Source organism: Serratia sp. DD3, assembly GCF_000496755.2.
Genome location: NZ_AYKS02000122.1, coordinates 43,095 through 57,184 on the forward strand (window position 1 = coordinate 43,095; position 14,090 = coordinate 57,184).

At 51.9% G+C, this 14,090-nt stretch carries 4 protein-coding genes; 1 reads left to right on the forward strand and 3 read right to left on the reverse strand.

Translation table 11 applies throughout. The features are described 5' to 3' along the window. Window positions 1–112: 112 nt before the first annotated feature. Genes mdtC through IO95_RS22445 form a run of 3 tightly spaced genes read right to left on the reverse strand, consistent with a single transcriptional unit; the run spans window position 113 to window position 7,580 of the window. Window positions 113–3,193 (reverse strand): multidrug efflux RND transporter permease subunit MdtC, encoded by a 3,081-nt coding sequence (mdtC, locus tag IO95_RS22435; protein WP_023492647.1) that lies wholly within the window; start codon window positions 3,191–3,193, stop codon window positions 113–115. Beyond that, window positions 3,190–6,309 (reverse strand): MdtB/MuxB family multidrug efflux RND transporter permease subunit, encoded by a 3,120-nt coding sequence (locus IO95_RS22440; protein WP_023492648.1) that lies wholly within the window; start codon window positions 6,307–6,309, stop codon window positions 3,190–3,192. The genes mdtC and IO95_RS22440 overlap by 4 nt, the downstream gene beginning before the upstream one ends. Further along, a complete protein-coding gene (locus IO95_RS22445; RefSeq protein ID WP_023492649.1) occupies window positions 6,309–7,580 on the reverse strand; it encodes an MdtA/MuxA family multidrug efflux RND transporter periplasmic adaptor subunit in 1,272 nt (423 codons plus the stop codon). Before IO95_RS22445 ends, IO95_RS22440 begins: the two co-directional genes overlap by 1 nt. 424 nt (window positions 7,581–8,004) lie before the next feature. Between IO95_RS22445 and IO95_RS22450 the strand changes: the two genes are divergently transcribed. Beyond that, a partial coding sequence (locus IO95_RS22450) for an ESPR-type extended signal peptide-containing protein (protein ID WP_255351369.1) occupies window positions 8,005–14,090 on the forward strand: 6,086 nt, incomplete at its 3' end.

Sequence of the window (14,090 nt, forward strand, 5' to 3'; positions counted from 1 at the left end):
AGTGGACTATGCTCCTGGGGTCTTACTCGTTTGCCGCCTAGCCGCAACTTGAAATTCATAGAGCAATACTCGTTGTCTTTCATCTTGCTGCTGTCTATTAGGCAACCGCTGGTTAATCTGGTAGAGGCGTCAGTTTCTTGCCATGGCGCAATGTCATCTGTAAGCGATCAAAGTACAGATAAATCACCGGTATGGTATAGAGCGTCAGTAATTGGCTCATCACTAAACCACCCACGATGGTGATGCCCAGGGGTTGGCGTAATTCAGCTCCATCGCCGCTGGCAAGTACCAGGGGTAATGCGCCAAACAGCGCGGCCAGAGTGGTCATCATAATCGGCCGGAAACGTATCAAACTGGCCTGGAAAATCGCTTGTCGTGCGTCGACGCCCTCCTTACGTTGGGCTGTCAGTGCAAAATCCACCATCATAATGGCATTCTTCTTCACTATGCCAATCAGCAACATAATACCGATTAAGGCAATTAGGCTGAACGGCGCCCCAAACAGTTCTAATGCCAACAAGGCACCGACCCCGGCGGAGGGTAAAGTAGACAGAATCGTCAACGGATGAATATAGCTTTCATACAGCATCCCCAGCACGATATATACCGTCGCAATGGCGGCAAAGAGCAGGAACAGTTGTGAACTCAAGGTCTGCTGAAACAGTTGCGCGGTGCCGGCAAAAGTACCCCGAATAGTCGGCGGAACCCCAAGCTGGGTCATGGTGCGCTCGATAGCGGTTGTCGCCTCTAACAGGTTCCCGCCCTCAGGCAGGTTGAACGAGATGGTGGAAGCTGCCGACAACCCTTGATGATTTACCGCCAGCGGTGAATTAGCGGGCCGCCACTTGGCGAAGTAAGAAAGAGGGATCGCCTGGCCGCTATTGTTAATCACAAACATTTTTTCCAGCGCACTGACATCCTGGGTGTAAGGCGGCGCAACCTCCATCACCACCTTGTATTGGTTTAAAGGTTGATAAATGGTGGAAATCTGGCGCTGGCCGAAAGCGTTGTTCAACAAGTTGTTTGCATCACTGATGGAGATGCCTAACCGCGACATGGTTTCGCGATCATATGTCAGGTCCATTTCTGACCCTTTATCCTGTTGATCAGAGTTGATATCGGCCAGTTCTGGCAGGGCAGCGAGGGCAGTACGTACTTTAGGCTCCCATTGGCGCAGCTCACCAAGGTCATCTGCCAGCAAGGTATACTGGTAGCTGGCGTTAGACTGCCGCCCACCAGTACGAATATCTTGCACTGCCATTAAAAACAGACTGGCCCCTGGCTCTTTTGCCAGTTTGGCTCGTAAGCGGGCGATCACCTGTTGTGCGGTGTCACTGCGTTCTGACAGCGGTTTAAGGGAAATAAACATTGAACCGCTGTTGGTTCGGGCACCACCGGTGAAGCCTGTGACGTTATCCACATCTTTGTCATCGCGCACAATTTTCATAAAATCCTGCAACTTAAGACGCATCGCCTGAAACGAGATACTCTGGTCTGCCTGGATGTTCCCTATCAAACGGCCCGTATCCTGTTCAGGGAAAAAGGTCTTCGGGATATTGATATAGAGCCAGATGTTAAGGGCAATGGTGGCCAAAAAGAGCACCAGCACCCAGCGTGAATGACCCAGTACCCAGTTGAGCGAACGGCCATAACCCTGTTGCAAAGCAATTAATAGGCGGCCAAAACCCCTTGCTCGCCGTGGTTCGCGCTGAGGTTGATAGCGTAGTAGGTAGGCACACATCATCGGGGTTAAGGTCAGTGATATCAGTAGTGAAATACCGATAGATACTGACAGGGTTACGGCAAATTCGCGGAACAGCCTGCCGGGTAGCCCCCCCATAAACAGCAACGGAATAAACACCGCTACCAGCGAGATGCTCATGGAAAGCACGGTAAAACCCACTTCGCGCACCCCTTGTAATGCGGCGTTAAAGGGCTTCATACCGGCTTCAATATGGCGCGAGATATTTTCCAGTACCACGATGGCATCATCCACCACAAAGCCGGTGGCGATAGTCAGTGCCATCAGTGACAGGTTGTTTAAACTGAAACCACACAGATACATGGCGGCGAAGGTGCCAATTAATGATACTGGCACAGCGACAGCGGGGATTAGGGTAGCGCGCCCCGAACGCAGGAAAATAAACACCACCAGGATCACCAGGCCAATGGCAATCACCAAGGCTCGTTCTACTTCAGCCAAGGAGGCGCGGATGGTGGGGGAGCGATCTTGAGCAATATCCAGTTTAATCGAAGCCGGAATATTTTCGCGCAATGCGGGCAGTTCAGCACGGATACGATCCACGGTTTCAATAATATTGGCATCGGGCGAGCGGGTCACCGTGAGGATAATGGCGGGTTGGGCGTTAGTCATCCCGGCGTTGCGCACATCCTGTACCGAATCGATAACGTTAGCCACATCGCTCAGGCGTACTGCTGCACCATTGGCATAGTGGATCACCAGTGGTTGATAAGCGGCGGCAGTTTTTAGCTCATCGTTGGCCTGAATTTGCCAGCGTTGCTGTTGAGCATCCACTGCTCCCTGTGGGCGGCGCACATTGGCATTAGCGATGGTATTTCGCACCGAATCCAGGGAGATTCCCTGGTTGAATAGCGCGCCAGGGTTGAGTTCAACGCGCACTGCCGGTAAGGAACTGCCGCCCACTGACACATCACCCACCCCTTCGGTCTGGGCAATTTTTTGTGCTAATTTCGTCGAGGCGAAGTCATAGAGTTGCCCTTGGTTGTAAGTATCCGACGTGAGCGTCAGGATCATGATGGGGGCATCGGACGGGTTTATTTTACGGTAAGTGGGTCGGCTTGGCATACCGCTAGGTAACAGGCTTTGCGCAGCATTAATTGCCGCTTGCACGTCACGGGCGGCACCATTGATATCGCGGTCGAGGTCGAACTGCAAAATCACCCGGGTACTACCCAGTGAACTCATTGAGGTCATTTCATTGACCCCGGCAATACGGCTCAGCGCTCGCTCCAGTGGGGTGGCCACTGAGGTGGCCATAGTTTCCGGGTCGGCACCCGGTAAGCTGGCGCTCACTGAGATCACCGGCAAATCTATTTGTGGTAACGGCGCGACGGGCAACAGCCGGAAACCCAGTACGCCAGCGAGAGTGATAGCCAGCGTCAGTAAGGTGGTTGCCACCGGCCGGTGAATAAACAGGGCGAAGAATTTCACGATAACTCCTGCGTATCCACTGGCTGGCGAGTGTTACGTGCCAACTTATCAAACAGCAGGTAGATCACCGGGGTGGTAAACAGGGTCAGGAGTTGACTCATAATTAGCCCGCCTACCATACAAACCCCCAGGGGGCGGCGCAGCTCTGCCCCAACACCGGTGCTGAGCATCAGTGGTAATGCCCCCAGCAAGGCCGCTAAGGTGGTCATCAGAATGGGGCGGAAACGCAGTAAGCAGGCTTGATAGATGGCATCATAGGGCGTCATCCCTTGCTCACGTTCCGCCGCCAGCGCGAAGTCGATCATCATGATGGCGTTCTTTTTCACAATACCGATCAACAGAATGATGCCGATAATGGCAATCACATCCAGCTCATTCCCGGACACCATCAGTGCCAGCAACGCCCCCACCCCGGCAGTGGGCAGGGTAGAGAGAATGGTGATCGGGTGAATAAAGCTCTCATACAGCACGCCTAACACGATATACATCGCCACCACCGCCGCCAGAATCAGCCAGAGAGTGCTACCCAGTGCTGCCTGGAATGCCAGGGTCGCCCCTTGAAACTGGGTGGTGATCTCCCTGGGTAAATTGAGGTTTTTCTCAGCCAAGGTAATGGCCGCTACCGCTTCACCCAATGAATAACGACCCGCGACGTTAAACGAGATAGTGGCTGACGGGAACTGATCAAGATGGTTGATGGACAGTGGCCCGAAGCGTTCTTCTATTTTGGCAATGCTGTTCAAGGGGACGGTGGCCCCATTGCTGCTGGTCAGGCGGATATCATTTAATGCCGCCAACCCCGGCGTACTACTGACATCGTGTTCCAGCACCACCCGATACTGATTAGCCTGGGTATAAATGGTGGAGATCAGCCGTTGGCCAAAGGCGTTATAGAGTGCGTTGTCCACATCGCTCATGGTAATGCCCAGGCGCGAGGCCGAGTCACGATCAACATTCACATAAGCTACTAGCCCTTGGTTTTGCCAGTTACTGGTGACATCAGTCAGTTGCGGGGCCAACTGTAACTGTGCCATCAATTTGGGGACCCACTGGTTCAGTTCATCCAGTGAGGTGGCTTGCAAGGTGAATTGGTATTGCGTGCGGCTTACCTGGGTGTCGATAGTCAGGTCTTGTACTGGTTGTAGATAGAGCGTAACGCCAGGAAGTTGTGCCATTCGTTGTTGCAGACGGGTAATGATGGCAGGAATGCGTTCACTCCGTTCACTCAACGGTTTGAGATTGATTTGCAAACGACCGCTGTTCAAGGTCGCGTTACTGCCATCGATACCAACAAAGGAAGTCAGGCTCTCTACCGCAGGGTCTTTCAGGATCTCGGCAGCCACCTGTTGCTGGCGTTCAGCCATATTACTGAACGACACGCTTTGCGGGGCTTCCAGCGTCCCTTGAATGATGCCGTTATCCTGTACCGGGAAGAACCCTTTGGGGATCAACAGATAGAGTAAAACCGTCAATACCAGGGTGCTGAGTGCCACCCCGAGGGTGAGCCAAGGGTGATTCAGCACGACTTTCAGCCACACACCGTAGCGGGCGATGACCCGTTCAAAAAAACGTTCAGAAGCGCGGGAGAAACGGTTTTGTTTGCGCAATGATTCATGGCTGAGCATGCGTGCGCACATCATCGGCGTTAACGTCAGTGACACTACGGCAGAAATCAGGATCGCCACCGCCAGTGTTACGGCAAACTCACGGAACAGGCGGCCCACGATATCCCCCATAAACAACAGCGGGATCAACACCGCCACCAGGGAAAAGGTTAAGGAAATAATGGTAAAGCCGATCTCTCCGGCCCCTTTTAGCGCCGCATCAAGGGGCTTTTCGCCTTTTTCGATATAGCGTGAAATGTTTTCGATCACCACGATGGCATCATCCACCACAAAACCAGTGGCAATGGTCAGTGCCATCAAGGTCAGGTTGTTGATGGAAAAACCGAGGAAATGCATGGCAGCAAAGGTCCCCACCAGAGAAAGGGGCACCGCGATGCTGGGAATGATGGTGGCAGGAATATTGCGCAGAAAGACGTAGATCACCATGATAACCAGGGCGACCGCCAAGAATAACTCAAACTGCACGTCACTGACTGAAGCCCGGATAGTGGTGGTGCGATCCGTCAGTACCTTAACATCCACCGATTTCGGCAGGCTTTTGATCAACTCCGGCAACATGCTACGGATGCTGTCGGCGGTGGTCAGTACGTTCACCCCGGGTTGCCGCTGAATATTCAGCACAATAGCGGGTACTTGATTGGCCCAGGCCGCCAGGCGGTTATTCTCTGCTCCTTGTTCGATGGTGGCGATATCCTGCAGACGAATAGCGGCACCATTCTTATAGGCGACAATCAGTTGTTGATAGTCGGCTACCGTTTTCATCTGATCGTTGGCGGATAAGGTGACTGAACGGGTTGGGCCATCGAGGCTGCCTTTGGCGGAGTTGACGTTAGCATTGCCGATGAGGGTGCGGATGGAATCACTACTTAGTCCATAAGCGGCGACGGCGTTGGGGTTGAGTTTGACCCGTACCGCTGGGCGTTGGCCACCGGAAAGCGTGACCAACCCGACACCGCTCACTTGCGATATCTTTTGTGCAATCCGCGTTTCCACCATGTCCTGCACCTGGGGCATGGGGAGGGCGCTGGCGGTCACTGCCAACGTGAGGATCGGTGGATCCGCCGGGTTGACCTTGCTGTAAATCGGTGGGTAAGGCAGGTCATTGGGTAACAGATTGTTGGCGGCATTAATAGCGGCCTGTACTTCCTGCTCAGCGATATCCAGCGGTAGTTCAAGCTGAAATTGCAATGTAATGACTGAGGCACCACCGGAACTTTGTGACGCCATTTGCTTGAGCCCCGACATCTGCCCGAACTGCCGTTCCAAGGGGGCGGTGATGGCAGAAGTCACCACATCCGGGCTGGCTCCGGGGTAGAGCGTCACGATTTGAATGGTGGGGTAGTCCACTTCGGGCAGGGATGACACCGGCAAGAAACGATAACCGATAATACCCGCCAGCATGATCGCCACCATAAACAGTGTGGTGGCGACCGGGCGCAGGATAAACAGGCGGGAAGGCCCGCCTGCTGAATGAGGCGAGATTGGCTGCATCAGGGTTTACCTTGCGCTTTACCGTGCTGTTGCGGGTGGGGGGCGGTTGAAGCGGACGCTTGCTGTGGCATCACCACTTCGACTTGCATCCCTTCGCTCAGACGATCAATACCGTCAGTCACCACGCGTTCACCTACCTTGACCCCATCAGTGATCACCACTTGCTGTTTGTCTTGTATACCTGCCGTGACGCGATGCTTACTGACTTTATTCTCTTCACCCAGTATCCAAACGAAATGGCCTTCATTGCCCATTTGCAGTGCTGCGGTGGGGATCACCACCGCGTTATGCAGGGTATCTACCTGCAGCCTGGCATTAACAAACTGGTTCGGAAACAGTGCGTCATCTTGGTTATCAAAGCGCGCTTTCAGTTTGATGGTGCCGGTGGCGGTATCAATCTGGTTATCCAGGCTTAATAGCCAGCCGCTGGCCAACTGCTGCTGATTGGTGCGGTCCCAGGCTTCAACGCTCACCGGGCCCGCTTTCTGTGCTTTGACTAAATCCGCGATATCGCTTTCTGGCAGTGTGAACACCACATCAATCGGATGCGTTTGCGTAATCACCACGATGTTGGTGCTGTTACCGCTGGCAATATAGTTACCTACATCCACCTGCTTGAGGCCAACGCGGCCATCAATCGGTGCGGTAATCTGGCTATAGGTGATTTGCAGTTTGGCACTGTCCACCGCCCCTTGACCAGCCTTGATGGCCCCTTCGCTCTGGCGCACCAGCGAGAGTTGGGTGTCCAGATCCTGGCGCGATATCAGGTTGTTTTTGATCAACTGCTGGTAGCGGGCCAAATCCTGTTTGGCATTTGCCAAGGTTGCCTGATCTTTGGCCAGTTGCCCCAAGGCTTGGGTCAATTGCACCTGGTATGGGCGCGGGTCAATCTCAACCAGTAAATCACCGGCTTTCACTTGCTGCCCCTCAGTGAAGTGAATAGCCATCAGTTGGCCGTCAACCCGGCTGGTGACGGTAACGGTATTGGCCGCGGTGGCGGTACCTAACCCAGAGAGAAAGCGTGGCATGGTTTGCTGTGTCGCAGTGGCGGCCTGCACAGGCGGCATGGGAGCACTACGCCTGCCACCGCTTCTACCACTGGCACCCTGTGGGCCAGCACTTGGTGCGCTATCGGCAGTCTGTCGGGCTGGGCTCGGTGAAGATGGGTTCTGTGACGCAGGATTTGGTGAGGAATAGTAGTGACGCCAGATAAAGACGGCGGCAATAACCACGATAACAATCACTGACAGGTGCTTGAGGTTTACTTTCATGGTGTAGAACACTCTCTCCCGGGGCAGGCGTACAGGCAATCATTTGCCAGCAATGATAATGCTTACATCATACTAGTTTAGCCAGAGGTTGCCGCTGAAGAATGAAGGAAATATGGAGGAATTATCAGCTAGCTAGCCAAGGTTCGGAAAATTGCAATGAGAATTATTTTACCAACGCCAGTGGGGTGCTTGCTTTTTAACAGCACCGAACTAGGCTTTAAGTATCCTGTGATCATTCAAGCTGCCAGAGTATTGGCTGTGAGCAATGTCCCAACCACGTAGCAGGCTATCTTTTGGGTGCTTAATTAGTTTTCATTTTACCGTTTGGCGGTAACTTGAATGGGGTTGAGTACCGAGTTTTTCAAGCCTACAGCAAGACACCAATGGTGTTAACTGACTGTTGCACCTAAATTGAGGGATGAATATGAACAAGGTTTATCGAGTGATCTGGAATGCGGCGTTACAACTTTGGGTGGTGGTCAGTGAACTGGCTAACACCAAGCAGAAAACTGCCAGTCACAGTAGCCGTGCTCATCAAGGCCAGCAAGGCATCGCGAAAACCAATAAATTATTTAAAAATAGCGCGATAGCCCTATCCTTGTTCTCCTCCCTGGCTATTTACAATAGTGCCTATGCTATTACGGTCGCTGAATGTGATGCGGCTCCCACCACCTGTGTGAAGGTGGCAACAGCGTCAGCGTTGAACACCGCATTAAGTGCTAGCGGAACGGGTAGTACTGCCACCACCATTCTGTTAACTGCCAATATCGATCTGACCGCACTTTATTCTACTGGTATCACCGTCAACCAAGCGACCAACGCCAGGCGAGACCTGGTGATTGATGGTGGGGGGTATAACCTAAAAATTGGTAGTAATGGTTTTAAGATGGACAACGGGACGACCAACAATAGTGCTTGGGCTGGACAGAATGCCACCTTTAAACTGGTCAATTTTGGCGATATCACCTCAACATCGCCTGTTGTTGACGGTACTACAGCGCATATCGTTTATGTCCAAGATGCCAGCACCCGATTGGCGGTAACACTGGATAATATTAACACGGTACCTGATGGTAAAATGGTGGCGATGGGGGCTGATGGTGCCGGGTTAGCAGACAACAATAGCCCGGTTATACTGGGTAATTTCAATCAACTGATTACCTTGACTTTGGGAACCTATCGCCAATCTATCTTAGGCAGTAATATAACATTAAACGGTAATTATGATTTAAATGGTATCCCCAGTGCTAACTACCCTGCGGTGTTCTGGAGCAATGGCACCGCCGCTAATAGTGTGCTCCATTTTACCAGCACGGCGGATGTCAATATTACCGGTAACTGGTTGACTAATGGTCCAGGTGTTAAGGCTAATACGGCTGGCTCCTATAATTTCTTGATTGATGATGGTGCCAAGGTCTCGTTTGCTATTACGGGGCAAAACCCGTTAGGGCTTGCTAACTATGGGGTAGAGATAGGTTCATATGATATCGGCCTTGGGCAGTTTGGTGCGGGAGCGGTTATCAATATGAATAACCAAGCGGGGGATGCTATCAGTAATGCCAGCAGTACTACGGGTTCCTTTATCTACAATGGTCAGGCCTCAACCCGCGATGTGATTTATAATCTGGGCACCGGCTCCAGTCTCGTAGTAGCTAATAACGCAGGCTATGATGGTATTCTTGCTACTAAAACCACCGGTACCGGCGGGATTTATATCCGTTCTGCGGGAACGATTTCTGATGGTACCACCAATGTGACTGCGGGTAGTGGTATTAACGTCAGCGCTGGCACATCCGGTAATGTGGTAGTGCTTAATGATGTTGGTGGCGTTATCAGAAAAGCCACTGGGATTACGGTCACCGATACAGGCACTCGCGTGGTGAAGGTGACCAACGCCGGGACCATTAACAGCACTACTGCTGGGGTGGCGTTGGCCCATAACGGTACGGGTACAGTCAATCTTTTCAACAGTGGAGTGATCAACAACAGTGCTGGTGCAGGTATCGCCTTAACCGGTAGCGCTGCGGGTAAGTTAGTCACTGTGGATAGCACCGGCGGGACTATCAATGCCACTGCCGGTAATGGTATTACGCTGGATAATAACGTCGTTCTTGTATTGAGCAACGGGACTATCACCACTACCGGTAGTGCGGTGGGTTTGGCCATCGGTGCATCTAACGCCGGTACCCAGTCATTGACCGGGACAATCTTTAACCTCAATGGCACTGGGGCGGCAATAACCAAGGGGGCATCGGCAACAGTTAACCTCAGTAACACCCAATTTAATGCCATTGCTGGTACGGTGTTTACTAGTCTGGCAGGGTTCAATTTCCAATCAGGTACAGCGAACAATGCCATCAACCTGACTGGGAGCAGTGCCGCTACCGGGATCAGTTCAACCGTCTCTTTGGATTTTACTAACGCCTATCTTGATATTAATGTTAATAATGCGGCTGCCACCGGGATTTCCACTTCAGGGGCAACAGGGGGATCCATTATTGTTGGCCCTAATATGCATATTAATGCCAGTGGTGGTGCTTCAGCGATAACCTTTAATAACAGCATCGCCGAAACACTGACCAATAACGGGTTTATCAGTGGCAGTGTCACCATGGGAAATAGTGGTAACACTATTACCAATAATGGCACCTTGGGCTCACTGACCAGTGGCACGGGTGTGGATACGCTGACGCTCAATAACGGGTCGGTCAGCAACGGTATTATTGATTTGGGGGCGGGTGCCAATATCGTTAATATCTACGATGGTGCTACCAATAATATCATTAATACTGGTGCGGGTAATGATACCTTCAATATTTATAACTTGACCAATGCTAGCACCACTTCGTTAGGTAACCTTAACGCTGGCATCGGCACTAACACTCTGAACTTTAATAACTCTACTCGTAGCTTAGATAATGTTACGCAGTTACAAAACTTCACCAACATTAACCTGACCAATAGCTCCAATATTACCCTCGGCTATGTTAACAATATCGCCAGTGGTAACGTCAATGTCGCTACGGGTAATAAACTGCTGTTTGGTAGCACCTATAACGGTGGCTTTACCGCAGTATTGACCGGCGCAGGGGATGCCGAAGTTCAATCAGGCGCTAATGTTATCTTAAGTGGCGCTAACACCCTTACCGGTAATTGGTTGATTGATTCATCAGGTACATTGAATGCCAGTGCATTCAACCAACTCGGTACTGCAGCCGTCGGCTTGAATGGCGTCTTGAACCTTCAAAGTAACGGGACATTGACCAATGTCTTGACTGGCAACGGTTTGTTGAATATTAGCAATACTGCCGGTGTGTTTAATTTTGGTGCCACTGTCGGTAATGCATTTACTGGTATTGTTGATATCAGTACAGGGACATTAAATTTATCCTCACTGAGCCCTAATGTGCTGAATAATGCGACGTTGCGTGATTCTGTCGGTGGCTTGATCACCATGGATGCCGGAACAAACAATGTCGGTAATCTGGTGTTGAACGGCGGTACGCTGCAGTTTGCTGCGGGCAATCTGATCAGCACCGGCGGGGGTAATGGGTCGGGGTTAATCACAGTATCCGGTGATTCGATTATTAAAGTAGATACTACGTTACTGACGTCAGGTAATTTGTTGGATCTTAACGCAGGTAGCGCAACTGCGTTGGTACAAAGCAGTAATACACTTTCTGGTGCTGATTTAGCGAGGCTCCAATTACAAGACTTGTCAGGCAATAGCCTGCTTGGTGGGGCTAACGTAAATTATCAACAGAATAGCCAATTCGTTTCCATTAATACCTACGACTTTGATCTGACCAGCGGTACGGGGTTGAAGGTCAATAAACAACTGACCCAACTGGATTTACAGGATACTCAAACCCTGACGTTGACCTCCAATGGCGCCACCAACACCACGTTGACAGCAAAAGTAACCGGTTCGGGTAGTCTGGCGATTGGTTCAGATAACGTCGCCATGACCATCAGCAATAGTACAAACGATTATACCGGCGCGACCACGGTTAATGCGGGCAGTTTGACCTTGGGAGCGGATAATTCCCTGGGTGGCACCTCGTTACTTGATGTTGCTGCACTGGGCACCGTGAATCTGGCGGGGCATGAACAAACCGTTACTGCACTGAGTAATGCCGGTGTGGTTAATCTGGCTAATGGCACACTGAATATAACCAATGGCGGTACCTCTAGCGGAACCGGTGGTCTTACTGGTGGCGGTGCATTGAACGTTAATGGCGGCACATTAACCCTGAGTGCCGCCAATAGTAGCCTGTCAGCAGATACCTTGATAGCGGCTCCGGCAACGGTCAATTTGACTGCTGCCGATGCCTTGGGTAGCGGTGACGTTGATGTAGTGGGTACTTTGAACCTGAACGCTGCCGATACGCTGGCCAACATTCTCAGTGGTGACGGCACCATCAACACCAATGCGGCAGTGACCTTGGAGGGGACCAATGATTTTAGCGGTCAGCACAATATCAATGCCGGTGGTGTATTAACCATTACCGATGTCAATAATTTGGGTACCTCGGCAGCCAGTGTCGATCTCACTGTTGCTGGCGCTGAACTGATAATCGATGGTGTGGTTGACACCTTAGCCAACACCTTAAGCGGTGATGCGGCCTCAACGGTACAACTGACGAATAATGCCAACACCACTCTGACCGGTAGCAATACGCTGTTTACCGGGCTATTTGATCTGGTGGGCAACAGCACACTGAGTGTGTCGCAGAATGCCAACCTGGGTGATGGCAGTGTCAGGATCGCCAATGGCAGTACCCTTAACTTTAACGCCTTTGAAGGCGGTGCCTTGACCTCGTTGGGTAATGTTATCGAAGGCGCAGGGAGTTGGGTGCTGAACAACAGCGATATCGATCTGAGAAATAATAGCAATGCCTCTGGCTTTACGGGCTTGTTGGATATTAATACCGCCTCGACACTGACCATTGACAGTCTTACTGCATTGGACGGTTCAACAATATTGAATGTTGATGGTGCTACCAGCACCTTGAATATCACCAACGCCGGTGCCTTTACGCTGAACAATACCCTGACCGGTGCCGGGCAGGTGAATGTCGATACGACCAATGGTGCTTTCAACTTTGACGCTGCAGTGGGCAATGCCTTTACCGGCAATGTGACGCTGAATAACGCTACCTTCTCATTGGCAGGGGACAACGCCGACACTCTGCAGAATGCTGGGCTGACGTTAGCCACCGGCAGTGTGACGACGGTTGGTATCCCGGGAACGCCAAGTACCGCCACCTTGCAGGATCTGGTGCTGGATGGTGGTACGCTCAATTTCACTGGTGGCGTGCCGTTATCAAGTGCCGAGAGTATCATTTCTACCGTTAACCTCACCGCCAACAGCGGTACGATCAATGTGGATAATGGCGGTTCATGGAACAACGATTCCCCTAGCGTCTCTCTTCTCGACCAAAACCTGGGCATAACCGAGACGTTAATCACTGCCACCACAGCAAGCGCGGTTGATGGGCTCAGCTTGAAAATTAATGGCCAGGCGGTGACACCAGCGGGCATCGCTTCAGCGATTAACCAGAACAGTGTCCATGTGGCTAATGGTACTTACAATTACTCCTTGTCCAACACGAACGGCAGTGCCGATGGTCTGTACCTGAATTATGGCTTGAGTGCCATTGAACTGCTGACCGACACCGGCAACGGCGGTGCGTTGATTATAGCCGCTGGCACCAACAGAGAATTAACCGCCCTGTTGACTGGGGTTGGTGGCATCGTTTTTGATGCGACCCAGAGTCCGTTGACGGTAACCAATAGCAACAACCTCTACCAGGGCAGTACCACAGTACAGGGCGGTACCGTACAACTTGGGAGCAACAATGGCTTCGGTGAAACCTTGTTGCTGACGGTTGCAAGTACCGGTACGTTTAATGGCAACTCGTTTAACCAAACGGTAAAAGCGCTGGATAACCAGGGTACGGTCAACGTCGGTACCGGTATCCTCACCAATAGCGGGTTGTTGACTAACACCGGGGTGATTGATATCACCGGCGGTACGCTGAACCTGAACGGGGGAGGCACCTCCACCGCGGTGGGTGGCCTGACCGGTGCGGGAGCCTTGAACATCAACGGCGGTACCTTGACTCTGAGCGCGGCCAACAGTGGCTTGACAACCGCAACCGACACCCTGATAGCCGCGCTGGCAACGGTCAATTTGACCGCCGCCGATGCCTTGGGTAGCAGTGATGTTGATGTAGTGGGTACTTTGAACCTGAACGCTGCCGATACGCTGGCCAACATACTCAGTGGTGACGGCACCATCAACACCAATGCGGCAGTGACCTTGGAGGGGACCAATGATTTTAGCGGTCAGCACAATATCAATGCCGGTGGTGTATTAACCATTACCGATGTCAATAACCTGGGCACGTCGGATGCCAGTGTTGACCTGACAGCCGCTGGTGCTGAACTGATACTCGATGGGGTCAGCGGTACGCTGGCTAACACCTTGAGCGGTGATGCGGCCTC

Bases quoted from the DNA above. Each gene is read 5' to 3' on its own strand.
- IO95_RS22440 (WP_023492648.1), bottom strand. From the start codon at position 6,309: ATGCAGCCAATCTCGCCTCATTCAGCAGGCGGGCCTTCCCGCCTGTTT.
- IO95_RS22445 (WP_023492649.1), bottom strand. From the start codon at position 7,580: ATGAAAGTAAACCTCAAGCACCTGTCAGTGATTGTTATCGTGGTTATT.